Origin of the sequence: Streptococcus sp. oral taxon 064, from assembly GCF_001683375.1 — a bacterium.
Taxonomy (GTDB): domain Bacteria; phylum Bacillota; class Bacilli; order Lactobacillales; family Streptococcaceae; genus Streptococcus; species Streptococcus oralis_S.
Genome location: NZ_CP016207.1, coordinates 1116768 through 1142790, shown reverse-complemented (window position 1 = coordinate 1142790; position 26023 = coordinate 1116768). Strand labels below are relative to the sequence as shown.

Below are 26023 nucleotides of genomic sequence, written 5' to 3'. Positions count from 1 at the left end.
TCCTTTTGTATTTTGATAGTTTTATTATAGATGAAAACGCTTTATTTTTCTATGGCAAGGTGACCAAAAAAATAAAAAAGTTCTGTGCAACTTGCACAAAACTTTAAAGAATATCTGGTAAAATCAACTGATAACAAAGAGTGAGATCCGTCAACTCCTTCAACTGTAGCCCTGTCAATTCTTCCCATTTGTCAATCTTGTATTGGAGAGAATTGCGGTGCAGATAGAGTTGCTGGGCTGTTTTAGTTAGGACAGCACTGTTTTCCCAGAGAGAAAGAATAATCTCCTGAATCTGATCCTGATCCAAAATCATCTGGTGTAGGCAGTCTTTAATGACTCTCAGGTCCACAAGCCTTTCTCCCATAGTCCACAGATAGAGCTGTGAAAAGGTGTGTACACCTTGATGCCCCTGACGCCACCAAGCCTTAAACAAATCTCGCTCCGCTTTGATCAAGTCTGATAGGGCTTGATGGCCTGTCTGAGACCAAACCTGCCCCAACATGATCGACAGACGAAGGCCAAAATCATACTCAACCGCTTCAATCGTATCAGATAAGATTGAGCGAACAGAGGTGTACTTATCTTGTTGAAGAACAAATACATAATCCTGAGCACCGACCTGCAATACTGTCTGGCAGTTGGGAAAGAGAGTTTGCATCATATCTAGCCAAGAGGATAGATTTTCCTGTTGGAAATAGGAAAGATGGCAATAAACCAGCTGAATCTTTTTGAAAGTTTGCGGTGCCTGCCCCTTCCCCTCGATCAGATAGGGATACCAAGGATTGAGCGAACGAGCCTGCTCTTGCTGGGTCAAAAGGGCAACCAGCTGCTTTTCACGCTCGCTGAGCCCATCTTCCTCCAGTAAAATCCACTGCTGAGAAGCTAAAGGGAGAGTGAGATAGCCTGGTTTCTCTACTGGCTGATCTGAAATCTGAGCTTCAGGAAACCAGTCTTGTAATTCCTTTGCAATCATATTCTAGCCCTCCACTTTTTGGATGCACCAAGAAATTATGGTCTCTAGACGCTCCAGATTTTCAGTCAGATGGAGATAGCCCATGACCGCTTCAAATCCCGTGGACATACGATAAGTCACGACATCTGCATTTTTAGCCTTTGTGTGGCTATTGGTGTTACGTCCCCGTTTATAGATTTCTTCTTCTTTTTCCGTCAGGACTTGCTCCTCCAACATGAGGGAAATCAAACGAGCTTGAGCCTTGGCTGACACATACTTAGTTGCCTCTTGATGGAGTTTATTGGGCTTGGTCATACCTTTGAGGATGAGGTGACGGCGGATATACATAGAATACACCGCATCCCCCTCAAAAGCTAGCGCAATCCCATTAATGAGATTGACATCAATCACGTGTCCACCTCACTCCATCTTTTGTATCCAGTAGTTTAATCCCTTGAGCAGCTAGTTGGTCACGGATTTGGTCTGCTGTCGCAAAGTCACGATTGGCACGCGCTTCTTGACGTTTTTGAATTAAGGCTTCAATCTCTACTTCTAAAACTTCCTCGACAAAGACAATTCCAAAGACCTCTAACATAGCCGCAAGAGCTTCCTTAACCGTTGCATCATAGTTTCCTGAGTTAATCCACTTGGCCATTTCAAAGACTACTGTGATACCGTTGGCAGAGTTAAAGTCCTCATCCATAGCCGCCACAAACTTATCTTTAAAAGCCTGCAACTCCCCTGCATCTACAGTTCTAGTAAATGGTTGCTCATAAGTGTTCTTCAGATACTTGAGATTAGTCTCTGCATCCCGCACTGCTTTTTCGGTAAAGTTGATTGGTTTACGGTAGTGTTGAGTTGCAAAGAAGAAACGAAGTACTTGCCCATCAATGGTCTTAAGAGCATCATGCACGGTAATAAAGTTGCCCAAGGACTTAGACATCTTGACATTGTCGATATTGACAAAGCCATTATGCATCCAGTAGTTAGCAAAGGTCTTGCCTGTTTTGGCTTCTGACTGGGCAATTTCATTGGTATGATGCGGAAATTCCAGATCGGCTCCCCCACCGTGAATATCAATAGTATCGCCCAAAATCTCTGTTGACATAACCGAACACTCGATATGCCAACCCGGACGACCAGGTCCCCAAGGACTATCCCAAGAAATATCTCCTGGTTTTGCAGCTTTCCAAAGGGCAAAATCTACAGGATTTTCCTTGCGAGCCGTTTCTTCATCGGTACGACCTGAAGCACCCAGCTCCAAATCTTCCAAGGTTTTGTTAGCCAATTTGGCGTAATTGTGGGATTTTTCCACTCGGAAGTAAACATCTCCTTGACTCTCGTAAGCATAACCTTTTTCAATCAAGTCTTCCACAAAACGAATGATGTCCGCCATAAACTCTACTACACGCGGATGGCGAGTCGCAGGTTTCACGCCTAAGGCCGTCACATCCTCACGAAAGGCAGCGATGTACTTGTCCGCAACCTCCTGAGGCGTGATACCTTCTTCTTTGGCACGGTTGATAATCTTATCATCCACATCCGTAAAATTGGAAATATAGTTGACTTCAAATCCCCGATACTCAAAATAACGGCGAATGGTATCAAAAGCCACCGTCGATCGGGCATTCCCTACGTGGATATAGTTGTATACCGTTGGCCCACAGACATACATGCGAACCTTTCCTTCTTCGATTGGGACAAATTCTCGCAAATCACGAGACATGGTGTCGTAAATTTTAATCATGCGGTCCACTCCCTTCTCTATTTCTGACTTTTTCGGCTGAAAACCAGCTCTGCAAAAGGGCCAAATTGTCTGAGGCTATCCAGTTGGTAAAAGCGCTGCCCTTCCTCTTGGGTAAAGAGGGGAACCCCCTTTCCTAGGATAAGGGGTGCTATCTGAATAATGAGGTGGTCGAAAAGATCCGCATCTAAGAGCGGTCCTACCAAGGAATTACCACCAATCACAAAGACATTTTTGCCTTTGTCAATCTGCTGAACAAAGTCCACCACATCCCCAGCTACTGGCTGGTAATTGCTGACAGGCAGGTGCCTATCATGCGTAAAGACATAGTTTTCCGTAGCTTGATAAAAACTTTCTACATCTTGCAAATCTTGGATTTCCTCAAAGGTCCGCTTGCCCATGATGGTGATATCCATTTGCCTGTAAAAGTCATCATAGCCTGTATCCTCTACAGAACCAAGCTGATGCAGCCAGTCTATCCTGTGCTGGCCGTCTGCCAAGTAGCCATCCATGGTGATACAGCCGTAAAAATATACTGCCATTCTTGTAGTTACCTTTCTAGTTCTACACTTTTGCTTTCAGATAAATCACCTGTGTCTGTTTGACAAAGCCGATTTTTTCATACAAGCGCTTGGCACCTACGTTGCAGTCCTCTACTGCAATCTGAAATTCCTTATCATTTTGCTCAATCAGTTGGTTGACTAGGGATTTTGCTAAATAGCTTCCGTAGCCTTTGCCACGTTCAAGTTCTGATATTGCTAAACCGTAGAAGTAATTCGTATTAGTCGATAAATCTACCGTGCAAGTCCCAATAACCTGACCGTCTTTTAATAAAATATATAGGCGACTTTCTGAATCCTTCAGAGCTTCAGCGACATATCTATCCACAACTTCTCTCGATTCATGTTCCTCTGAAAATGCCTGAAATTTTAACTGGCTAATTTGCTCCTGATACGAACTATCTGCTAACAAAACTTCAAGATTAGAAACAGTTACTAACTGATAAGGTCTTCTATCCTTACCTAACCAGGTTTCTGTCTCTTCATCCTCGACCAATCCCCAGTTGCTGACAAAATCAGGATGACGCTCTAGAAAAATACGTTCTGTCTGAAAAGTAACTGAACGAATAGGGAAAGAAGCCGTTTCTTTCTCAAAACTCGTAAACAAAGCACACGCAATTCCCTGACGGCGATGATTTGGATGAACCAGTATCGTCACTTCCACATCTTGGTCATCAGCATAGACAGTTAATAGACCAACAAGTTCGCCTTTTTCATAATAAAGGAAAAAGGCGGGCATGTTTGGGTCAAAATTAAGCATGTTAGAAAGATAGGGGTCACGATAAGTTCCATCATAGGCTTGGCAACAGTCAATTAGTTTTTTCGCCTCAGATAACTCCTCTTGGCTTAACTTGTTTCTTGCTTGAATCATATAGGTATCCTCTACAACCCCGACGATCTGTGACTGGCTTCTCTAGCCTGCTCTAGTTTATTGACGTAGTACTCGCGTTTTTCTTCGACTTCGTGGATTGTTGGTTCATCCTTCTGTCCATGAACTCGGACGATCTTAGCTGGAATACCGACAACCGTCACATCACTAGGTACGTCTGCCACGACTACTGCAGCTGCACCAACCTTGGCATTTTCACCGATTTCTACCGGTCCGATGACTTGGGCATGGGCTGATATGAGAGCTCCTTTTCGCACAGTCGGGTGGCGTTTGCCTGTATCCTTTCCCGTACCGCCTAGAGTCACTCCGTGATAGAGAAGAACGCCTTTTTCAACAATCGCCGTCTCTCCAATCACCAGGCCTGAACCATGGTCGATAAAAACACCTGAGTCAATCTGGGCACCCGGATGGATCTCAATCTGAGTCCAAAAGCGCCAAAACTGACTGTGCATCCGAGCTAGGAGTTTGAAGCCGTGCTTCCAGAGAAAATGCGAGAGACGGTGAGCTGCTAAGGCCTTGACACCTGGATAAGTCAGCAAAACTTCCAAACTGTTGCGTGCCGCTGGATCATTTTCTTTTACAATATCAATGGTTTCGCGCCACCATCCCATACATTTCTCCTTTTCTTATTCTGAATCTTTTGGTGTTTCTGTAAATTCTTTCTTCGGTTTGTGGTCCTTGTGATGACGTGGACGGTGAGGTCGCTCAGACTTTTCACCTTTTTCATCATGCTCAGGTTTTGGCGGACGAGGAAGAAGGGCTTTCATAGAGGCATCGATACGGCCTTTTTCATCAATCTTGATAACCTTAACATCGACTTCATCACCGATAGCTACCAAGTCCTCGACACGGTTGGTACGAGTCCAAGCCATTTCTGAGATGTGAACAAGTGCATCTGTCTTATCAAAGAGGTTGACAAAGGCACCAAATTTCTCGATACGAACAACCTTAGCATGGTAAACTTCATCCACTTTCGCTTCACGAACCAAGCCAGCGATGATTTCTTTGGTACGGTTAATGGCATCTTGGTCGCTAGAGTAGATAGATACATTTCCTTCTTCGTCGATATCAATCTTAACGCCTGTTTCAGCGATAATCTTATCAATGGTTTCTCCACCCTTACCGATGACAATCTTGATCTTGTCCACATCAATCTTGATGGTGTCAATTTTCGGTGCAGTTGGAGCCAATTCTGGACGAACTTCTGGAATGGTTGCTTCAATCACATCAAGGATTTCAAAACGAGCTTTCTTGGCTTGAGCAAGGGCTTCAGTCAAGATTTCTGCAGTAATTCCTTGGATCTTGATATCCATTTGAAGGGCTGTAATCCCCTCACGAGTACCTGCCACCTTAAAGTCCATGTCTCCAAAGTGGTCTTCCAAACCTTGGATATCTGTCAATACAGTGTAGTTATTTCCATCAGAGATGAGACCCATGGCAATACCAGCTACTGGCGCCTTGATTGGCACACCACCAGCCATAAGGGCAAGAGTTCCCGCACAGATAGAAGCTTGAGAAGAAGAACCATTTGATTCCAAGACTTCTGCTACCAGACGGATAGCGTATGGGAATTCTTCCAAGCTTGGCAAGACTTGAGCAAGAGCACGTTCTCCAAGAGCCCCATGACCAATTTCACGACGACCAGGCGCACCGTAACGACCTGTTTCCCCTACTGAGTATTGCGGGAAGTTATAGTGATGCATAAAGCGTTTCTTGTACTCTGGATCCAAACCATCGATGATTTGAGTTTCTCCCATCGGAGCCAAGGTCAAGACTGAAAGGGCTTGAGTTTGCCCACGAGTAAAGAGACCTGAACCGTGCACACGAGGAAGAAAGTCAACAACCGCATCCAAAGGACGGATTTCATCAACCTTACGACCGTCAGGACGTACCTTATCTTCTGTAATCAAACGGCGCACTTCAGCGTGTTCCATTTGTTCCAAGATTTCAGCCACATCACGCATGATACGATCAAATTCTTCGTGGTCTGCATATTTTTCTTCGTAAACAGCAGTCACTTGGTCTTTAACTGCTTGAGTTGCAGCTTCACGAGCCAATTTTTCTTCTACTTGAACCGCTTTTTGGAGGTCACTATTGTAGGCTGCGATGATTTCGGCTTGCAAGTCCGCATCCACATGAAGCAATTCCACTTCTGCTTTTTCCTTACCAACAGCAGCAACGATTTCTTCTTGGAAGGCAATCAATTCTTTGACTGCTTCGTGACCTTTAAGAAGGGCTTCCAACATGATTTCTTCTGACAATTCTTTGGCACCAGACTCAACCATGTTGATAGCGTGTTTGGTCCCAGCTACTGTCAATTCAAGAAGCGAACGCTCTGCCTGTTCTTGAGTAGGGTTGATAATGATTTGGCCGTCGACATAGCCCACTTGTACCCCAGCAATAGGTCCGTCAAACGGAATATCTGAGATAGAAAGTGCCAATGATGAACCAAACATAGCTGCCATTGGTGCAGATGCATTTTCATCATAAGAAAGCACAGTGTTGATCACTTGCACTTCGTTACGGAAACCTTCCGCAAACATTGGGCGGATTGGACGGTCAATCAAACGCGCTGTCAATGTCGCATCAGTTGAAGGACGTCCTTCACGCTTCATAAAGCCACCAGGAAACTTCCCAGCTGCATACATTTTTTCTTCGTAGTTGACTTGAAGTGGGAAGAAATCCCCAGTTGCCATTTTCTTAGACATCACGGCTGCAGTCAAGACAGTTGACTCACCGTAACGGACGACAACAGCGCCATTTGCTTGCTTAGCAACCTGACCAGTCTCTACGATTAACTCACGACCCGCAAAAGTCGTTTGAAACACTTGTTTTGTCATTTTAATCCCCTTTGGATTGATGAAATTATACGCCTTGCCTACAAAGATCAAGATACTAAGGTCGCAAAAAGCAAAGTAAAAATAGGAAACTGGCGAAGTCTTCGATGAAGACAAGACAGTTTATCTTTTTTACACAGCTTTTCGGCCGAGTTCAATTACTCATGATAGCATAAATTGACGCAGTGTGCGATGCACACCAGGAAATCTATCTTTTTCACTAGGGATTTAGCCCGGGTTCAACTATCAAGATACTAAGGACGTAAAAAGCAAAGTAAAAATAGGAAACTGGCGAAGTCTTCGATGAAGACAAGACAGTTTATCTTTTTTACACAGCTTTTCGGCCGAGTTCAATTACTCATGATAGCATAAATTGACGCAGTGTGCGATGCACACCAGGAAATCTATCTTTTTCACTAGGGATTTAGCCCGGGTTCAACTATCAAGATACTAAGGACGTAAAAAGCAAAGTAAAAATAGGAAACTGGCGAAGTCTTCGATGAAGAAAAGACAGTTTATCTTTTTCCACAGAGTTGTAGGCGTGTTCAATTACTCAAGATATTTTGGACGGTTCGGCTTGCCGAACATTTCTGTAGAAAAATAGGAAGGTGACGCCACACTCGATGAGTGCTAGGAAGCTTATCTTTTTTCCTAAGAAATGAGACCAAAATTCAATTAAGTAGTTTTTTTGATATTTCACTGGAATAGTGCGGACGGAAGGTAAAATTATCCAGTGGATGATTTTAGAAATCCAGGGAATTTCATCCCTTATTTTTTAGCCTGAAGTCTCAAAAATTCCGTCCTAGAAAATAACAGAGTTATTCTCTAGGATACCACTATAGCGTGAAATATCTTTTAAATACTCACTCCGTTCGTGTTTTTTGAGACACCTATTATCATATTTTGTTTAAAAAATAATCCACTTAAACAAATTTCTACAATCTAAATACCCTCATCTTTGTATCAAGTACGTACAGAGTCTATTTTATCATATTTTTCTTAAAAAGTGCGGGCTTTTCTATTAAAAAGGAACCATTCCCCCATGAAAAGAGGAATGGTTTGTTGTTTATTTTATTTAGCAAATTCTTTGGCTTTCGCAACTGCCATTTTTCATTTAAAAGCATGTAAATGACAAGCTGCCGTCTCAGTGGTTAAAGAATCGATTACCCTAAAGACTGATGATTAAACAAGGCATGGGTTGCTTGGTGGATGTATTTTGCTGTTTCAGCATTGTTCATGGTGTAGAGATGCACACCAGCAACATCCTGAGTGACCAAGTCCACGATCTGGTCCACTGCATAGGCAAGTCCTGCTGCTCTGAGCGACTCAGGGTCATGCTCATACTTGTCTAAGATGGCTTTGAATTTGCGTGGAAGGCGGATATTCTCACAAGTCTTCAAGAGACGAAGCGCTTGGTTACGGTTAAGAATGGGCATGATCCCCGCATGAATAGGAACATCAATCCCTGCCAAGGTACACTTGTCTTGGAAATCGTAGAAGCGCTCATTGTCAAAGAAAAGTTGCGTTACAAGGCTTGAACAGCCTGCATCCACTTTCTTCTTGAGATTTTGAATATCCGAGATTTGGTTTGGAGAGTCAGGGTGCCCCTCTGGGTAGCAAGCACCAATAATATCAAAGTGAGGGGCTTGTTCCTTGATGAACTCGATCAAATCCGTTGCGTAGCGGAAATCCTTTTGTGGCTCCACATCAGGGATAATATCCCCACGCAAGGCCAAGATTTTCTGTACCCCAACCTTATCCAAGTCTGCAATAGTTTCAGCAACCTTGTCCTTAGTCAGATAGATGGCTGGCAAGTGGGCAATAGTTGGAATCGCCAAATCATTCTGGATAAAGTCAGCCAAACGAACCGTTGTTTCCTTGATATTAAATTTATTATTGCTGGCAGTCACACTGATAAAGTGCGGTGTCAGCTCCCGCATATCCTGCAAGGCTGAAATAATTTTATCATTACCCACAGCTGGGTTTGGAGGGAACACTTCAAATGAAAGTGACGGTGTTTGGCGTGACATAGTCATTATCCTTTTCTTTTTGATTTCATGATTGCAGAGCCAGCTAGGGCCAAGCAGTTCCTTGATCAGTCAGTGTCAAGCGAGAAATCTAATCTTACAATTTCTCACGCGCAGCTTTTGCTGCTTCGACAAGGCGGATCAAGCTTTCTTTTGTTTCTGGAATACCACGTGTTTTCAAACCACAGTCAGGGTTGATCCAAACTTTCTTGCTTGGTACTTTAGCAAGAATAGCATCGATTGTGTGGTCGATTTCGCCTTCATTTGGCACACGAGGTGAGTGGATATCGTATACCCCAGGTCCCACTTCTGTTTGGAAGTTTTTCGCTTTGAGTTCGTCCAAGATTTCAAGGTTTGAACGGCTTGCTTCAAAGGAAATAACGTCCGCATCCATGTTGTCGATAGCTGGGATGATATCTGTAAATTCTGAGTAACACATGTGAGTGTGGATTTGAGTATCTGGCGCAACTGTAGAGTGTACCAAGCGGAAGGCTGGAATAGCCCAATCAAGGTAGTCTTCGTACCAGTCGCTACGACGGAGTGGCAATTTCTCACGAAGAGCAGCCTCGTCGATTTGGATGATTTTCACACCTGCAGCTTCAAGGTCAAGCACTTCATCCTTGATGGCAAGAGCGATTTGAAGAGTTGAATCCTTGATAGAAATGTCTTCACGTGGGAATGACCAGTTAAGGATGGTAACAGGTCCAGTCAACATACCTTTGACAGGCTTGTCTGTACGGCTTTGTGCGTAGCTAGACCATTTGACAGTGATTGGGTTGAGACGAGTTACATCACCCCAGATGATTGGTGGTTTCACCCCACGCATACCGTATGATTGTACCCAACCATTCTTAGAGAAGAGGTAACCTGACAAGTTTTGACCGAAGTACTCAACCATGTCGTTACGCTCGAACTCACCGTGTACAAGCACGTCAAATCCAACTTCCTCTTGCCATTTGATCCATTCGTCGATTTGCTCTGCCAAGAACTTGTCATAGTCTTCTGCTGACAACTCTCCCTTACGGTAAGCCAAACGTTTAGCACGGACTTCCTTAGTTTGAGGGAATGAACCGATGGTTGTTGTTGGAAGAGCTGGAAGTTTGAAAGCTTCTTCTTGGATAGCTTCACGTTCAGCAAAGGCTGGCAAACGAGTGTAGTCAGCATCTGTCAAACCAGCGATACGCGCACGAAGTTCTGCATTTTCACCCACACGCTCAGTCGCAAAGAGTTCTTTGTTAGCTGCAAGAGCTTCTGCACCTTGACCATTGCGGATAGCATCCAAATCACGAATCTCATCCAATTTTTCAACTGCAAAAGCAAAGTGGTTCAAGATTGCTGGTTCAAATTCTTCGTTAGCAGTTGTAAATGGCACATGAAGAAGTGAGCATGAGCTTGTCAAGACAATATTTTCAGCTGGAATTTGCTCAAGAACAGCCAAACTCTTTTCGTAATTGTTGCGCCAGATGTTTTTACCATTGACGATACCTGCATAGAGAGTCTTGTCAGCTGGGAAACCACCTTTAACGAGTTCAAGAGTTTTCTTACCTTCAACGAAGTCCAAACCGATGGCATCTACTGGCAAGTTTACAAGGTCAGCATAAACGTCACGAACGTCACCGAAGTAAGTTTGAAGCAAGACTTCAAGACCTTTTTTGTCAGCCAAGAGTTTGTTGTAGAGGTTCAAGAAGAGAGCTTTTTCTTCAGCTGTCAAATCTTTGACAAGAGCCGCTTCGTCGAGTTGGATGCGAGTCGCACCAAGTTCCGCCAATTTAGCAAAAACTTCTTGGTAAGCAGCTACTAAGCTATCTACGAAGTCTTCTGCTTTCACGCCTTCTTCAAAGTCTGACAATTGAAGGAAAGTGAATGGTCCTACAAGGACTGGACGAGTGTTCAATCCAAGTTCTTTGGTTTCTTGGAACTCATCAAAGATCTTGTGACCAGCCAGTTTAACTTGAGTGTCTTTTTCAAATTTAGGAACGATGTAGTGGTAGTTGGTGTTGAACCATTTCTTCATCGGAAGGGCACGAACGTCCCCTTTTTCTCCTTGGTAACCACGTCCCAAAGCAAAGTAGCGCTCAAGGTCAGACAAGTCCAAGTTTTGAACAGATGCAGGCACCACGTTGAAGAGGAAGGCTGCATCGAGGAAGTTGTCATAGTGAGAAAAGTCATTTGATGGGATTTCAGTGATGCCCTTTTCTTTGACAATGTTCCAATGTTTAGCGCGCAATTCTTTAGCCGCAGCCAAGAGTTCTTCTTCTGAGATTTCTTTTCTAAAGTATTTTTCAGTTGTAAATTTTAATTCGCGGAATTCACCCAAACGAGGGAAACCGATGATTGTAGTTGACATGATGTGTCCTCCAAAATTTGTTGTTGAAACTATCTTAACAGAAAAGAAACTGTCTGTATAATTGTAAATAATTAGGCTTTGATATAGTTTGAAACTATATCACTTTTTTGAACAAGAGAAAAAGACTTGAGACCAGTGTCTCAAATCCTTTGTATTGCTTGTTTTATTGCTGTATTTTAGTTAGAATGCTCAAACGAGCTATTGACGATTCTCATCAGTGACTATGGCATGCTATTAGAAAAGACTATAGGTTAGTTATCCTTTGGTAATTTTGATATTTCCCTGAAAAAGTGCGGACGGGAGGTAAAATTGTTCTGTGGATGATTTTAGCCAACCAAGTAATCTCATCTCTATCAACTTTTTTCCTGTTCAAGTGGGACGACTGCTAGTGTCTTTCCTAAACTGGCTAAGACTTTCAAGACTGTATCCAACTGAGGACTGGTCTTTCCTGTCTCCATCCTAGCTATAACAGGCTGGCTTACTCCACTGAGTTCTTCTAGCTTTTTCTGACTAATACCTTGCTCATGTCTAGCTTCTATCAACTCACTCATGATAGCCACTCGCATATCACTTTCAAGGATTTCCTCCTTGGTAAAGAGTTCAGATCGGATATCTTTCCAATTACTTCCAATAGCACTATTCTTCATCACTTAACCCTCTTTCTTTTATGTCTTTCAGTTCACGCTTGGCTTTATCAATCTCTCTCCTAGGAGTTTTCTGAGTCTTTTTAACAAAATGATGTAAAAGAACAAAACTCCCATCAACCCATGCTACAAATAAAATCCTATCCTTAAGAGGTCGTAGTTCCCAAATCTCATCTTCCAAATGTTTGATATAGGGTTCACCAGTTCTAGTCCCATGCTGACTAAGCAACTCGATATAGTCGTTTAGTTTATTGAGTTTGATGCGACTGTCCTTACTCTTCTTTCTAGCCAATTCTCTCATATAATCTAAGACTGGCTCATTTCCATTTTTGTCCTTATAGAAGTAAATTGTATGCACCAAGCAACCTCTTTTCAATTTAATTATAACTTAAAAGTTATTAAAAGTAAATCCTAATACTCATAAAAAGGAGACCTTAGAAAAACTCTAAAGGTCTCATCTTTATTATTCGAAAAAATTACGAGAAGAGTTATAATGTGGAGCCAATCCTGACTCTTACTCCAGCTCAATGCCTTTCTCTCGGAGATTAGCCAGGCACTCCTCATAGTATTCTGCATCATGCTCACTATAGATGGGATTGTCCAACTTTTCCTCAGGCAAGTCTTCATAAGCTGGGCAAATTTTGCCACGGTAGTTCTTGTCCAGCCATTCTGGACTGACATTGTAGCCACGGCCAGCCATTTCCTCCATAATCAAGCGATGATAAGCATAGAGTTGATAGGGCGAGTGGTTAAAGACATAGTCCACCGTCGCATGCTTTCTGCCCCAGCCATTGCCACGCAGGGCGCAGCACTCTCGATGTTGCCCCAAGAGCTGCGGACGGGGAAGTTGTGAAATCAAAGCCTCATGCCAAAGTCTCATGGGAGTCTCCTTTCAGTAAAGTCGAATGTTGCAAGTAGGTATTTGGATAGCGATCAAGCAAGTCTCGAGTCTTAGCGATTAAGTCCTCCTTAGAAGCCTGACCAAAGCGGTAGCGATCCAGCAAGAGCATATAGTCCTTACGCTCGGCATCGGTCGCTTTATTTTTGAAATAGCCCCAAATATGCTGAAAAGCGTTGCAAACCTGACCCCTGTGTTCTGGAATCTGGCAAGCACGGTCAATCATCTCTTGAACCAGACTCAGCTCCACCTCTTCATTCTTCAAGTATTGGCGAATCTCATTGTAAATATTGCTAGAATGGCTCAAAACGAGGTATTTGTTTCTAGCCCAGAGTTGCTGGCACTGGGATTTTTGGTTAGTTTGTTCCATATTTCTCCTTACTTTCTATCCGTTTCCAGGGAATATGGAAACAATGTTATTTCTATAAAATGAGCGAATTATGAGCGGAATATGAGCGAATAAAGAGTGTTTTTTGTCGTTCCTGATTTTTCTAATAAACCTTGATTGACAACCCCTTAAATACCTGAATAAGTCTCTACTAACAACTGAATCTTACGTAAAACTTCTTGCTTTTTCCGTTCACGCGCTCCCTGTCTACGAGAGGTGGGTGGAATAATCGAATCCAAATCAGTCCCACTATTTTCAGCATAACCTCGTTGAATTGATTTGTCTATGAATAATTTGTAAAGATATCAATCGCATACTCATTTGATATCTTTACATCCGTGCTCAATTAATTTGGCCACCTGCTCATCCCAAGTTTTAAATTCTTTAATTTCCATAGTAACTTCCGTATAAAAAAATGTCCGCCTTGTCACATCAAAGAGAGGTGGGCGGTCCTATTAGGTTTATTATACTGTTTTTAACAGATAATTCAAGGATTTTTTACTTTTTTAATTATTTTTAAAATTTGGGTAAATTATCCCCATCAACCTTTAAACTCCTTCAAAAACTGTTTGAGTTCAGCATCGGCTTCTGGTGTGGTCCCGTGGAGTTGGTTCAGCATGTCAAGTAAAGAAGCTGTTTGGCTTTCGATAGCTTTATTTGTGTCGTTAATTTTGCTGACGATATCTGTCAGGGGCTCGACTTCTTCTTCCTCAAAGGTGTCTACATAGCGAGGGATATTGAGGTTATAGTCATTTTCGACGATCTCTTCATAGCTTGCTAGGTGGGCAAACTTATCAATCTCCTCACGAGACTTGTAGGCTTCCAGAATCTTCTCGATATGGGCATCCGTCATGATATTTTGGTTTTTGCCCTTATCAAACTCCTTAGAGGCATCGATAAAGTAGACATCACGATTGGTACGGTTCTTTTTGAGAATGATGACCGTGGTCGGAATGCTGGTATTAAAGAAGATATTGGCTGGTAGACCGATAACTGTGTCAATAGCCCCTTCTTCTAACAAGGCCTTACGAATAGTTCCTTCCGCATTTCCACGGAAAAGAACACCGTGGGGAAGGACGATAGCCATAACCCCATTATCCTGCTTGAGGTGGTAATATCCATGTAGGAGAAAGGCAAAGTCAGCCTTGGACTGAGGCGCTAGTTTCCCAAAGGGAGAGAAACGAGGGTCAGCCATAAAGCCTGAACTTGCTGACCACTTGGCAGAGTATGGAGGGTTCATGAGAACACCATCAAAGTTAGTTGGTTCCTGTGTCGGCCAGTCTTCATCCAGTGTATCAGCATTGTGGAGAAATTGATTCTCAACAGGAACTCCGTGGAGGATCATGTTCATCCGAGCCAAGTTATAAGTGGAGGTGTTGAGTTCCTGACCAAAGTAGACCACCGTCTGCGGCTTATGAGAGTATTTCTTGGCATTGAGCAAGAGAGAGCCAGAGCCCATGGTCGCATCATAGATGGTAAAACCTTGCTGGTCTTCACGACCTAAAAAGGCAATCTGAGTCATGAGTTTGGCAACAGGCTGAGGTGTATAAAACTCACCAGCTTTCTTACCCGAGTCAGTCGCAAACTGACCGATCAGATACTCATAGGCATCCCCCAGCATATCGCCCGCATGACCAGCCACATCTAGCACAGCCAACTCTTTCATGACCGCTGCTACCGTTTGGTTTTGCTTTTGCGGAGTCGCCCCTAGCTTTTTAGAGTAAAGGTCGATATCTTCAAAGAGGTTTTCATAAAGGTCGTCACTCTGCTCGATATCACGAAAACCTTGAGCCAGATCTTCTAGCTGAAAAGTCCCCTCATTGACACGTGCTACCAGAGCCGTAAAGGTCAGGTCAGGCTTGATACTATAGTTGAGTTCGTCCTTCATGACTGCAAGAAGATCCTCGTGAGTGTCCGCATCCTCGTAGTAGTTACGATAGACCTCAAGAGCATCCTCAAGACTATCCGTCCCCTCTTCCATGGTCTCCGCCACGAAAAAGAGCATCTTGTCTGACAGATACTTGTAAAAAACCATGCCCAAAAGATAGGACTTGTAGTCATTAGCATCCATCTTAGAGCGGAGAATATCCGCTGAGTTCCACAGGGCTTGGTAGAGCGACTGGGACGTTTGTGTTGTTTCCATAGTGTTTCTTTCTAAGTTTTGCAATTTATTTTTAAACAAGCAATCATTTATAACGAATCACTTCATTCTCAATCGTTCGAATCAAATCTAAAGGAATAGAAGAGACTGGAAGTTGATAAACAATATTTTTTCGAGGGTTATAAAATCCAAGATTTTGGATAGAAAGGAAATCGGGGTCAAAGGAATGTAAACCCATGATGTAGTATACAAGGACTTGTAGTGTATGGTCTTTATTGGGAGCTGTTTTAGTCACCTTAAAATCCCACAGTGTATCCTTGGTAAGAAAATCTCCATCACCCTTGTCAATTGTAGCTGTATAACCTCCATGAAAATGAAAGCCATCTTTTACTAAAGGACCATAGAGGTCGAAAAAGCAAAGACTTCGCTCTACCATGATGCGAATATTCTCTATCGTTTCTGCATCCACCGAAATTTCCTCAAAAGGCTTATAATACTTAACCCCCGCACGAATGACGACATCAAAGGATGCTAGACGACAAGCGCTTTCTATCGATAAATCGTCTAATCCTGTCACCAAATCGAGTAGTGCTTTTGCTAGGTCTCCCATGCCAACCCTATGAGCTCCTCTAAGAGAAATTCTAAAAGCATCACGGGCTTCTGCCCCTTTCATAAAGCGAGTCAAGTAGTCCACACAAATCCCCACTAAACTAGGAGATACAGACTCTACAGGATGCAGAACTCTGTGGTCTTCGAACTGCTCTACTGAAAATAACTTGATGGGCAGATAACCACCTCGAGGTTGGTTAATTTCTTTTATACGCTGCGTTACAGATACCATGGTAACTCCTTTTGTATACAAATATACTAGCTTCGATAAATCTTAATCGGTATTCTTTTAATTTAGCAAATAATTATCTTAGTTTTGGATTTCTTTTTCGCTTTCTTTTGCTTGCTTCAAGTTTATCAGCATTTTTCTTGTTTTCTAACAATTCATTATAAGCTGTCTTTTTAATAATCGTCTTGATTAGTTTATCAAGTTCTGTATTTTCTGAGTAGTCAGCTGGAACAAAATAATCAATACGATTATCCTGAGTCATTTTGTGGACTTTTTTTCTGTCATTGGTTTTTGGATTGAATACACCGATAGAGTAGCCACCTCTTGTTTTGACTAACTTCATACATGGAATATCTGTATCACTATCCCCTAAGTAAACCATATTTCTAAAAGGAACTCGTAAATCACTTTCAGCAACAAAATCGTTCACTGCATCGTCATTGACATCTAAAATACCTTTGGTAATTCTAAAAAGAAATTGAGTCTTATTGGTGTAGTTAACAACTTGAGCAGGCCAGACTGCAACACCATTTTCATCACAATAAAAAGAAGTTGCATAAATTTTTTTAAAAGCACCATTTTTAGCTATTGAAGTCCCCTCTATCATTTCTTTCAAACCAGATGAAATGATATAATGCTCAACAATAACCCCTTTGTCTTCCCCGTATTTTCGAATGCGTTCGAACCAGTCTTTGACTCCTGGGAATAGTTCTACCTCTGAACCAAACTTGGCTAACTCGGTCTTTGTAAATAAAACCTTTCCTGCAGATTCTGTTTTCATCGTAAACATATAGGCAAGGTTCTTGTCCATATTGTTAGCCTTGGCAAAACCATTAGATTTCTTCCAAAATTCACTGATTTCATACCCGAGCTTCTGTATAAATCCTTGCGCTTGCATATCATCAGGAGACAGCGTTTTATCAAAATCATAGCAGATAGCTACTACAGGTTTTTCTTCTTTCTTTAGAGTTTCTGATTTTACTTTTGACATTTTACTGCACTCCTTTTATATAAACATATCCTTCAAGAGTTTCTTTTTCAGTGTTTCAAGCTGAGAAATTTTATCTTGGTAAGAGTTGATGAGGTTATCGAGGTTTGAGAAATAGGCACCGATGGCTTGTTGTTCTGCAATTGTTTGTGGAATTGCAAAAATAGTTGTTGAAACTGACTTCCAATCTGAACGAGGCATTTTAGTACCAGATGTGTCATTAGCAACTTTTTGATAGCGATTTGATTGAACTAAATAATAAATGAAATTTGAATCATTTCCATTTGGATCAAATACCCAAAAATCTCCTAAAGCTACTCCCTCAAATTTCGGCAAAAGCCAATTATTTAAATATGGACGTAATTTCCCATATAATGTGTATCCAGGTTTAAAGTGTATACCTTTGCGATTATCAAATTTAGTACTAATATCTTTATTAAGCTTTCCCTGACCAGAAATAATATCCTCAAACTCTACCTTTGGCAATGAATCAGAGTCAGAACTTTGAGTAACTCTTTTTACAAGTTTACTGAATTCCTTTTCTTTCCACTCACCTTCAAATCCATCCAAACGAATCTCAGGTACCGTATGTCCAGTCTTCGGAAACATCTTTGAGAGCATGGTCGTCTTGAGAGATTGGTAGTTGGCCAGATTGTCCTTGTAGCTAGCCAGAAGGTCGTCGAGGGTGTGGAAAAGTGAACCGATGGCGGATTGTTCTTGAACATTTGGTACATTAACCTTTATCATTGCTATATCACTAGCATTGTATGAAGGAAGAGCACCGATTTGTGCATACTTAGGCAAATTTATCGTTTGAAATAATGTTAAACCAAAATCTTTATCCCACGATTCATCGAAGGAATAGCTCATAGTATTATTGTCAATCAGAAAAGGTCTAGTAACTAACCGTTTTCTATTTAACATCAATGCAGCACCAACTTTAGCAAATATGATAGCTGGAGTTTCATCAATAACCTTCCAACTATTTTTCATAATTTGCTCCTGTGTAACATAATTATTTGCATTCCTCATCTCAGTTTCATTTCCAATATTGTTCATATCAGAAACCTTAAAAAATGGAATCCCTTCTGTACCACCTTGTTGACTATCTGGAAAACCTATTCCCGATTTAAATTTTCCAAGCTGTCCTAATTTATAGTTATTCCAATTATTAATAAATTCTTTAAATCTAATTTTTGGAATGTTTCTGTTGATCATTTTCTTCACTCTTTTTCCTATACTCAATGTATTCCTTCAAGGTCATTATCTCAAGATTTCCTACACTGTTTTCAACTATAAATAAGTCGTTTATGCCATCTTTTTTGTTGGAATCTAAAAGTATTTTAGCTTCTTTTATTTTATTAATTGACTCGTAAAAATTTTTGTCAGAAATATCATCCTGTAAATCTTGATAGATTGTTCCTTTTTTAGTTGAAGCTTTTATCGTGATAGTAGCTGGTGAAATTTTATCAACCGACTCAAATTTTATTATTTTTTTATTCTTAATAGAAGATGCAGCCTTAAAAATTAACACTTTTAAAATCTCAACTGTTAGTCCTGCTATTATAGCCCTCAACATTTCTTCATTTAAGATTATTTCAATAAATGAATCGAAAGATGCCTGTAAACTGTCTTCTCCAAAAAATAAGATCTCTATACCTTCTTTGGAATATCTTTCTTGTAATTCTATCTCTTCCTCCTTAGAAAAGAGTAAATATGCACCTCTAACTCCAACACTTTTTTTCATAAACATTCTCCTATTCTTTATATAAAAATATATAAAAATGAAACACAATATTTAATTTTATATCTAACTTAGTTCAAAGAGCCCAATTTGATCAAAACTAGTAATAATTTCATCAATAACTATTTCTCCAAGTTTATATTTTTCAAATAGCATTAAAAATTGCATTGTGTCTATAATTAACACATTATATATCTTATTTTTTGCTATATCTATAATACTATCATTGATTGATTCCCTATCTTTCGGATCTATATCCTTAAACCGATTTACAATGATAATTCTCTTAATAATTTTATCCGAAATTTCTTTCTTTTCTGCATATTTATATACATGAGTCATTAACTGAGAAATATTGGATTTTTTTAGATCTTTATTTAACCCTTTAAATTCAAATAGATAATGAATTCCATTCTTTTCAAAAGAAAAATCTTCATCTTTAGTGTCTTTAAAATCAGTTTTTATTTCTAGCATTTCTACTAACATCTCTATTAGAACAAGTTCTAATTCTTTCCCCGATTTATAAAGTATTGATTCATAATATTTATTTTTTTTAATAATTTGTTCAACGTTTTCTATTTTAAGTTTTGATTCTTGAATTTTTCTTTCTTCTATCTTTGCTACTCCTGTTTGATAGGCATCGTCAAAAAATTCTAGTTTCGAAAACCATTTAGGGACGTTTTCAATTGATTGTGTTAAAAATATATTATCTAATATCAACTTTAAATTATCATTTTCAATCTGTAAAGTTGTTATTGAATTTCTACCCAATGTTAAAAATACTAACTTTTCACTTCCACTCGAGTATATCTCATTCTTAGAAATTACAATTCCATCCTCATTTGTCCTCATATTTAGGTCAAAATAAAAATCAGCTGATAATTCAATTTCCGATAAATACGTTGAAGTTTTCTCATAGTATAAGGTAAAGTTAAAAGGAATGACCTTTTGCAAATTGGTTGTTAGTTTATAAATATTATTCTTAATATATACACTAGTTAGATGAACCTTACTAGAATGCCTATTTGGATTATCAAAATTTGTTTTAAATTTAATATTCTTTGGTAAAACATATAAATAATTTGTTTTGCTAGAACGAATAATGCTAGTTTTCAAAGTTTGAAAATCATCATCACAATTTAGAGTATCAAAATCTGCTCTGAAACTTCTATTTTGCCATATTAATTCATCTGTTAAATCAATTATATTTAGATCGTACGAGTCTAAAGACTCTGCATTTCCAAACGAATTACATAAATCTACTAATAGTCCTTTGCTATTCTCACCAGTATAATTAATTAATTGTATTTTCATATTCTACCTTCCAACCCTCAACGGCTCAATGACTTCTTCGACAAGTTGCTTACATGCCTCCTTGATTTGTTTTTTATAGAGGAGAGGATTGAGGGCATCTGCCACTTCTATCTTATAGTCCTGATAGCGCTGGCTCTTGGTCAGTTGGCTTTCTCCTAGTTGTTTTTTAGCTCCCTTACGGTAGTGCTCGACATAGTAACGGAGTTCATCCTCTCCGACATACCAACGTTTGCTAAATACTTGGATGTGTTGCTGGATGACCGCCTCAATCATCTGATCCAAGATATTTGCGATAGACTGACCACGATAGCTTTCTGGCTTGTCCAGTACTTCCTTCCATAGTTCAGTGATGATATGGGCAAGATTTGGATTGGTCTTCTCAAGGCTATGAATATAGGTATCCACTGTTTCTCTATCTTGAGCGCTTAGGTTCTTTTCTTGACTCTGGCCTTGCTCGATCAGACTTTGGATCAAGGTCAAGATATAGGCATAGTTGATCTCATCCACTTGGATAGACTCTAGTTCATAGTGGATATCAAGGGGTTCCCCACCCTCATCACCATCATCTCTTCGGCTTTTTAATTCAGCTAGGATATTTTGATAGAAGCCAAGATAAGTTTCCAATTCTTCTGCGCTTAGTCCCGTCTGGGCGTAAATTTCTTCCTCATCATACTCTTTATAAACTCGGATAGAGGCTAGATATTTATCAAAGACTTGATAGGCCTTGGCGAGCTTTCTCAACTCAGGTGTAGAGATTTGCTCGATTTGGAGTCCTTCCTCAGGATCATCGGTGATGAGATTTTGGAAATCACTGCAACTCCGTAAAAAGTTCCTCTTTTCCTCTTCCCAGCTTGGGGCTAGGACCTCGTTTTCTCCACCATTTGAGTAGAGTTTAAGGGCATTATCCACTGCTTCCTTAAAGGTTAGGGGCTTTTGGAAGGTGATGATATGACCATAGGTCTTACTAGAATCAAAAATACGGTTGGTTCGACTAAAGGCCTGAATCAGATCCTGTGGTTGCATGGGCTTTCTGTCAATAAAGAGGGTCGATAGACAAGGCGCATCAAATCCCGTTAAGAGACGATTGACCACGATAACCAAGTCCAACTGTTCCTTTCGATAGAGGTATTTATCCTGTTTTCGAGCAAGGCGATTATTGACATCGGTGTTAAAGCCACGAAGATCCGCCATGGTAAAGTGAGTATCAAACTCTTGGTTATAGTCCTCTAAGACCTGCTTCATGTGGTCTTGGTTGGCTCTTGAGTCTTCTTCATTCTCCGTAACGGAGTAGGTGATGGTCGCCTTTGGAAAGTCAGGAAGGACCTGCTTAACCCTCTCCGACACCTTGACACGTGTTTGACCAGCCTTGACTCTTTTGAGAAGGTCATAGTAGGCTTGGGCTTGAGGGATGGACTTGACAGTCAGGATGGCATTGTAGGTCTTACCCACTCCTTTTTGGAAGCCTAGTTGTTGACGGGATTTATTGATAATGGCATCCAAGACTTCCAGCATGTGTTCCTCATTCTCATAGACAGTATCTGGTACGTCATCTTCAGATTTATCCGTGATGAGGGTATTACGATAATCGACCTTAAAGCCTAAGACAGCTCCGTCATGGATGGCTTCCTTGACTGTATACTCATGGAGACGGTCTCCATACTGTTGCTGGGTGGTTTGGGCGAGGTCGCCGACCTGCTGGCGTTTATTTTCCTTAAAGATAGGCGTTCCTGTAAATCCATACCAGAGGGACTGAGGGAAAAAGGCTTTAATGTCTTTTTGTGTTTGTGGTGTCACTGCACGGTGGCATTCATCCACGACAAAGACCACTCGGAGACCCTTGATTTTATCCGCATCTCTTTGGTAAAGACCTTGGTCAAACTTGCGCATCATGGTGGTGATTTTCTGGATGGTGGTTACCACCACACGCTTATCATTGCTTCCTAAGCGCTTGACCAAATCATGGGTATTATCCGTCTCATCAATATCAATGACATCATTGGTCGCATAAGAGAGAAAAGATGAAGTGGTCTGTTGGTCCAAGTCCCTGCGGTCAACGACAAAAATCGTCTTTTGGATGGAAGGAATCTGAAGGAGATTCCTCGCTACCTTATAAGAAGTCAGAGTCTTTCCTGAACCTGTCGTATGCCAAACATAGCCTGATGCTTGCTGACGAGATGCTTCCTGCACTGCTTCAATAGCATGAATCTGGTAGGGGCGCAAGAGGATGAGAGCTTTCTTGCTATCATCAATGACAGAATACTGCATGACCATCTGGTGAGCACGAGGGATAGAAAGGACTTCGTGGGCAAAGCTAGTCAGGTTTGTCACAGGATGATTGTCCTTATCCACCCACTTGGTTAGAAATTGCTTGTTGAGTTTATTTTCACGAGCTGCAGCGATATAACGAGTATCGACCTTGTTAGTCACAACAAACATCTGCAAGCTAGAGTAGATACCACGGAACTTGCCTTCGCGGTCATATTTTTTAATTTGGTGAAAAGCATCGATAAATGCTGCTTGGGAACTCTTAAGTTCGATTTGAATCATGGGTAAACCGTTGATGAGAAGAGTAACATCCAGTCTACGGTCTTGGTCCATAGGATTTACTTTTTCTCGTTGGACTTGATTGACAACTTCATAGCTAGACTTACCAGCAGCGATATTATCTCGCCAGATGACGGATAATCGGATGGTTCCTAGGCTGGCATCCTCTCTCTGAACTTCAACCTTGGCAATGCCGTTTTCACCGACCAACCACTTAGCAGCATCGTAGTAGCTGATAAAGTTGAGTTGGTTTTGAATCTGGCGTTTTTCCTGTTCAGTCAAGGGATGGTCTGCCAGCAGGGAAACGTTGTTTTGGGCTAGTTTCTCAAAGAAATTGTCCCATAGTTGTTCTTCTGTTTTGAGGTCTTCTCTATAAGTCCATTGGCTTTCACCAGTTACCAGTTGGGTGATTAGTTGTTTTTCTATCTCCAGTTCTGGTTTTACTTGCATCATTCTCTCCTTTATAATGCACAATTTTACTATATTATATCATGTTTCAGATAGATTTTCCCATACGCCCCTACTCCAACCGGCTTTTAACCTTCTTCTTAGTCAAGGTACGGTCGTTTTTGTTAGAGAGAGCTTGGATACGAGCTTCGAGAAGGATTTTCCGTCCGGTCTCTGTTCGTGTGTAGACGAGATGATAATGTCCGATAGTCGGCGTCAGAAAGTCGAGGAATTTCTGTGCTTCTTCCTTGCGCTTGTCAAAAAGACTAGGCACGACATAGTAAGGTGACTGACCTTGTCGGACTTTCTCTGCCTTCAAGAGATAGCGCTGATTGTTTACTGGAGCAAAGAACTCTCCCAAAGTCTGTGCAAACAGCTCCTTGTCCCTCATGCTTCCTCCCTTGAGATAGGCAAAGACCATGTAGTTTTCCTTGTCCTCCTCTACCTGAACACGGGATTGATCATCCGTTAGATGCCCCGAATCTAGCAGAGCCTTTCGGATTTGCTCACCCAGAGACTGCAAGCGTTTATAGGGACTCTTATAGCGGAGATAGCGCCAAGAGGCAAAGACCAAAAAGAGGAGACAGGCTGTTGTAAGCCACCAAACACCGATCAATCTCAATCTAAATAGCAAAACCAACAAATCTACCGCCAACAAGAGCAATGACATGCGAACCCATTTTAATGCATCAAGCAAGAGCATGACTGGGACCTTCTGTTTTTGAGCCGCGACTTCTGTAACTATCTCAAATTGATCCGCTACGACAAGAGCATCTTGCCATTTTTGTCTCAAGTCTGCTCGATCCTTGGAGAGACTCTTAACTCGCTCATTGTACTCACTAATTTGCTTTTTCTTAAAAGGGGGCTTTGGAAAATCCAAACGATCCAAACCGGTCTCAATACTCTCCTGATTATAAGCCAATCCAAGAAAATGCTCCATCCGTCGCGACAAGGTCTGCAGATCCTGATTGCTCTCTGGTCTAGGCTCCTCACCAGGAAGAGTGATAAGTGCTTGCGCTTGAACGGCTACCAGATGCCAGATGTTGCTGGTCTTTTCTGGATGTCCCGGCCAGATACGAATGGCACGCCCACGCATCTGGTTACTCAGCATAAAGCTCCCCACAAAGCTTCCGAGGATTAGGGAATTAACACAAGGAGCATCCCAACCCTCTCCGAGGAGAGATTTGGTTCCGACTAGGACTTGAATCCGCCCTCGTTGAAAAAGCTCCGTCACCGCCGCTACGATTCCCTTAGCTGAGCTCGGAAAACCAACCTGCACATAATCTTTTGGATCCAAGTGACCAATAGATGAGAAACTAAGAGGAACCTGAGGCAAGAGTTCCTTCAACTCTGCTACCACATCGGTAGGCAAAATAACAACACTACCTGACAAGACAGCTAAAGATACAGGGATCTCTTGCTCCTGAGCTTTTCGACGAATGCTTTCAAAATAAGGGAGTACCCCCAACTGAGAAATGGTTGCCTGATCATCTCCCAGATAGGTGGCAAAATCCTTGCGAATATAGTCAGCTAGTACTAACTGTCTCAGTTCCTGACCTAGACTCTCATACTCCGTCAAAAAGATATCGGCAATGGCAGACAACTTCCCTAGAGATTGGGTTAAAAGCTGATCGGAAGCCTTAGACTTAACCAGATAAACCTGACGTTTTTCCACCAACCCACGCGCCTTCAAGTCAGCCTCTAACTTTTTCCTATATCCATCTGGATCCTCATACCAATCTGGTGTCTGATAGAGTATGCTCTGCAACAGCGTCTCCAGCCAGTAGGAGGTCAATGCTGGAAGCTTCTGGGTTCCCAGTAAATTTTGTAAAGAGGGAGGAATCGTTAACCCCTGAGAATGCATATAAATCAACATAGCAGACAAGTACTTGGGATCTTCTAAGAGCAAATCAGATGAAATATCCCCTTTGAGGACCTTAGACCCTGCTACAAATGTTTGAAAATCAGGATCGACTATAAGGTGGTGAATATAGTCCCACTTAGTCTCCTCAAACCGTTTGAGACGTTCCGCCTCTTCAGCTGTTGGTGAACACATATAGACAAAATCCTGATGAGGGCAAAGAGTATCTTCCTTGACTAGTTCAGGTACCGTGATTTCTTGGTCGATTTCCCCACACATACGGATATAGCGTTCCCAGAGTTCAGGATCGCTGTCATAAGGTGGTGTCGCTGTCAAGGAGATGAGTTTCAGCGGTCCATACTGCTTGCGAAAGGCTTCCAGACTTTTCCACCATTCATTGCGCAGGTGGTGGCATTCGTCCAAGCAAAGAGTCGCAACTTTCTGAGTTCTTAGACTTGCAAGCAAATCAAATCCCACAAAATCCTCTGCTTCTCCATCTTCTTGTGATTGAAGTTGGTTCATAGCACTATGAAAAGCCTGATAGGTCACAATCGTTAATGCTTTCATCTCCTTTAAGTTTTGGGAAACGAGATCTGAAATCTTCTGTTCGTTCTCTAAAAAGGCTGTTTGAATCCTGTCCACCCATTGTTCACGAATGGTGACAGTTGGAACCAAGACAAGGGCTGGGTTGCCAAAACGAGCGATCAGCTCGATACCAATGGTGGTCTTGCCGGACCCTGGTGCCGCCACTAGGTGAACATGGCCATCTGTTTGATAGTTCTGAAAACGATTTAAGACTTCCTTTTGGTACTTTCTCCATCTTCCTTTAAATTTTAAATCTAACATTTCTTTCACCATTATATCTCTTGACTTACTCCTTTAATTGTACCACACTTATAT

General features: G+C 41.5%; 20 protein-coding genes and 1 pseudogene. All 21 read right to left on the bottom strand.

Going from position 1 to position 26023, the window contains the following annotated elements; all coding sequences use genetic code 11:
• Positions 1-103: 103 nt before the first annotated feature.
• On the bottom strand, positions 104-973 hold the full coding sequence (locus AXF18_RS05570; RefSeq protein WP_049479096.1) for a helix-turn-helix domain-containing protein: 870 nt from the start codon (positions 971-973) through the stop codon (positions 104-106).
• A gap of 3 nt (positions 974-976) precedes the next feature.
• Complete coding sequence (locus tag AXF18_RS05565) at positions 977-1363, bottom strand: Mini-ribonuclease 3 (RefSeq protein WP_049477402.1); 387 nt, start codon at positions 1361-1363, stop codon at positions 977-979.
• Entirely contained in the window at positions 1356-2699 is a 1344-nt protein-coding gene (gene cysS, locus AXF18_RS05560) for a cysteine--tRNA ligase (protein ID WP_065371626.1), read from the bottom strand. Before cysS ends, AXF18_RS05565 begins: the two co-directional genes overlap by 8 nt.
• A 17-nt stretch (positions 2700-2716) precedes the next feature.
• Entirely contained in the window at positions 2717-3238 is a 522-nt protein-coding gene (locus AXF18_RS05555; RefSeq protein ID WP_000301970.1) for a dihydrofolate reductase family protein, read from the bottom strand.
• 22 nt (positions 3239-3260) lie between these two features.
• Positions 3261-4127 (bottom strand): GNAT family N-acetyltransferase, encoded by an 867-nt coding sequence (locus tag AXF18_RS05550; protein WP_065371625.1) that lies wholly within the window; start codon positions 4125-4127, stop codon positions 3261-3263.
• 11 nt (positions 4128-4138) lie between these two features.
• Positions 4139-4756, bottom strand: coding sequence for a serine O-acetyltransferase (gene cysE, locus AXF18_RS05545; RefSeq protein ID WP_061421303.1), 618 nt, complete (start codon positions 4754-4756; stop codon positions 4139-4141).
• Positions 4757-4771: 15 nt separating this feature from the next.
• Positions 4772-6985, bottom strand: coding sequence for a polyribonucleotide nucleotidyltransferase (gene pnp / locus AXF18_RS05540; protein WP_065371624.1), 2214 nt, complete (start codon positions 6983-6985; stop codon positions 4772-4774).
• Positions 6986-8145: 1160 nt separating this feature from the next.
• Entirely contained in the window at positions 8146-9012 is an 867-nt protein-coding gene (metF, locus tag AXF18_RS05535) for a methylenetetrahydrofolate reductase [NAD(P)H] (protein ID WP_002881487.1), read from the bottom strand.
• Between the two features lie 94 nt (positions 9013-9106).
• Positions 9107-11356, bottom strand: coding sequence for a 5-methyltetrahydropteroyltriglutamate--homocysteine S-methyltransferase (gene metE / locus AXF18_RS05530; protein ID WP_065371623.1), 2250 nt, complete (start codon positions 11354-11356; stop codon positions 9107-9109).
• Positions 11357-11709: 353 nt separating this feature from the next.
• On the bottom strand, positions 11710-12003 hold the full coding sequence (locus tag AXF18_RS05525) for a helix-turn-helix domain-containing protein (protein WP_000797736.1): 294 nt from the start codon (positions 12001-12003) through the stop codon (positions 11710-11712).
• Positions 11993-12358, bottom strand: coding sequence for a type II toxin-antitoxin system RelE/ParE family toxin (locus AXF18_RS05520; RefSeq protein ID WP_042902787.1), 366 nt, complete (start codon positions 12356-12358; stop codon positions 11993-11995). Before AXF18_RS05520 ends, AXF18_RS05525 begins: the two co-directional genes overlap by 11 nt.
• A 156-nt stretch (positions 12359-12514) precedes the next feature.
• The gene (locus AXF18_RS05515) at positions 12515-12880 is read right to left on the bottom strand and encodes a TIGR02328 family protein (protein ID WP_042902788.1); all 366 of its coding nucleotides are present in this window, start codon (positions 12878-12880) and stop codon (positions 12515-12517) included.
• Complete coding sequence (locus AXF18_RS05510) at positions 12864-13268, bottom strand: YbgA family protein (protein ID WP_065371622.1); 405 nt, start codon at positions 13266-13268, stop codon at positions 12864-12866. The genes AXF18_RS05515 and AXF18_RS05510 overlap by 17 nt, the downstream gene beginning before the upstream one ends.
• 559 nt (positions 13269-13827) lie before the next feature.
• Positions 13828-15429 (bottom strand): type I restriction-modification system subunit M, encoded by a 1602-nt coding sequence (locus tag AXF18_RS05505; RefSeq protein WP_065371621.1) that lies wholly within the window; start codon positions 15427-15429, stop codon positions 13828-13830.
• A gap of 43 nt (positions 15430-15472) precedes the next feature.
• Positions 15473-16228, bottom strand: coding sequence for a hypothetical protein (locus tag AXF18_RS05500; RefSeq protein WP_065371620.1), 756 nt, complete (start codon positions 16226-16228; stop codon positions 15473-15475).
• A 136-nt stretch (positions 16229-16364) separates the two neighbouring features.
• A pseudogene (locus AXF18_RS05495) lies at positions 16365-17216 on the bottom strand (HAD family hydrolase); the annotation flags it as partial.
• A 15-nt stretch (positions 17217-17231) separates the two neighbouring features.
• Complete coding sequence (locus AXF18_RS05490) at positions 17232-18431, bottom strand: restriction endonuclease subunit S (protein WP_065371618.1); 1200 nt, start codon at positions 18429-18431, stop codon at positions 17232-17234.
• The gene (locus AXF18_RS05485) at positions 18403-18960 is read right to left on the bottom strand and encodes a hypothetical protein (protein WP_065371617.1); all 558 of its coding nucleotides are present in this window, start codon (positions 18958-18960) and stop codon (positions 18403-18405) included. Before AXF18_RS05485 ends, AXF18_RS05490 begins: the two co-directional genes overlap by 29 nt.
• A 63-nt stretch (positions 18961-19023) precedes the next feature.
• A complete protein-coding gene (locus AXF18_RS10090) occupies positions 19024-20271 on the bottom strand; it encodes a hypothetical protein (protein WP_065371616.1) in 1248 nt (415 codons plus the stop codon).
• 3 nt (positions 20272-20274) lie between these two features.
• Positions 20275-23268 (bottom strand): type I restriction endonuclease subunit R, encoded by a 2994-nt coding sequence (locus tag AXF18_RS05475; RefSeq protein ID WP_065371615.1) that lies wholly within the window; start codon positions 23266-23268, stop codon positions 20275-20277.
• Positions 23269-23335: 67 nt separating this feature from the next.
• Positions 23336-25969, bottom strand: coding sequence for a DEAD/DEAH box helicase family protein (locus tag AXF18_RS05470; protein WP_065371946.1), 2634 nt, complete (start codon positions 25967-25969; stop codon positions 23336-23338).
• Positions 25970-26023 lie beyond the last annotated feature (54 nt).

Bases quoted from the DNA above. Each gene is read 5' to 3' on its own strand.
- AXF18_RS05515 (WP_042902788.1), bottom strand. From the start codon at position 12,880: ATGAGACTTTGGCATGAGGCTTTGATTTCACAACTTCCCCGTCCGCAG.
- AXF18_RS05470 (WP_065371946.1), bottom strand. From the start codon at position 25,969: ATGTTAGATTTAAAATTTAAAGGAAGATGGAGAAAGTACCAAAAGGAA.
- AXF18_RS05510 (WP_065371622.1), bottom strand. From the start codon at position 13,268: ATGGAACAAACTAACCAAAAATCCCAGTGCCAGCAACTCTGGGCTAGA.
- metF (WP_002881487.1), bottom strand. From the start codon at position 9,012: ATGTCACGCCAAACACCGTCACTTTCATTTGAAGTGTTCCCTCCAAAC.
- AXF18_RS10090 (WP_065371616.1), bottom strand. From the start codon at position 20,271: ATGAAAATACAATTAATTAATTATACTGGTGAGAATAGCAAAGGACTA.
- AXF18_RS05550 (WP_065371625.1), bottom strand. From the start codon at position 4,127: ATGATTCAAGCAAGAAACAAGTTAAGCCAAGAGGAGTTATCTGAGGCG.
- AXF18_RS05475 (WP_065371615.1), bottom strand. From the start codon at position 23,268: ATGATGCAAGTAAAACCAGAACTGGAGATAGAAAAACAACTAATCACC.
- pnp (WP_065371624.1), bottom strand. From the start codon at position 6,985: ATGACAAAACAAGTGTTTCAAACGACTTTTGCGGGTCGTGAGTTAATC.
- AXF18_RS05570 (WP_049479096.1), bottom strand. From the start codon at position 973: ATGATTGCAAAGGAATTACAAGACTGGTTTCCTGAAGCTCAGATTTCA.
- AXF18_RS05555 (WP_000301970.1), bottom strand. From the start codon at position 3,238: ATGGCAGTATATTTTTACGGCTGTATCACCATGGATGGCTACTTGGCA.
- AXF18_RS05490 (WP_065371618.1), bottom strand. From the start codon at position 18,431: ATGATCAACAGAAACATTCCAAAAATTAGATTTAAAGAATTTATTAAT.
- AXF18_RS05500 (WP_065371620.1), bottom strand. From the start codon at position 16,228: ATGGTATCTGTAACGCAGCGTATAAAAGAAATTAACCAACCTCGAGGT.
- AXF18_RS05485 (WP_065371617.1), bottom strand. From the start codon at position 18,960: ATGAAAAAAAGTGTTGGAGTTAGAGGTGCATATTTACTCTTTTCTAAG.
- cysS (WP_065371626.1), bottom strand. From the start codon at position 2,699: ATGATTAAAATTTACGACACCATGTCTCGTGATTTGCGAGAATTTGTC.
- AXF18_RS05505 (WP_065371621.1), bottom strand. From the start codon at position 15,429: ATGGAAACAACACAAACGTCCCAGTCGCTCTACCAAGCCCTGTGGAAC.
- cysE (WP_061421303.1), bottom strand. From the start codon at position 4,756: ATGGGATGGTGGCGCGAAACCATTGATATTGTAAAAGAAAATGATCCA.
- AXF18_RS05525 (WP_000797736.1), bottom strand. From the start codon at position 12,003: ATGAAGAATAGTGCTATTGGAAGTAATTGGAAAGATATCCGATCTGAA.
- metE (WP_065371623.1), bottom strand. From the start codon at position 11,356: ATGTCAACTACAATCATCGGTTTCCCTCGTTTGGGTGAATTCCGCGAA.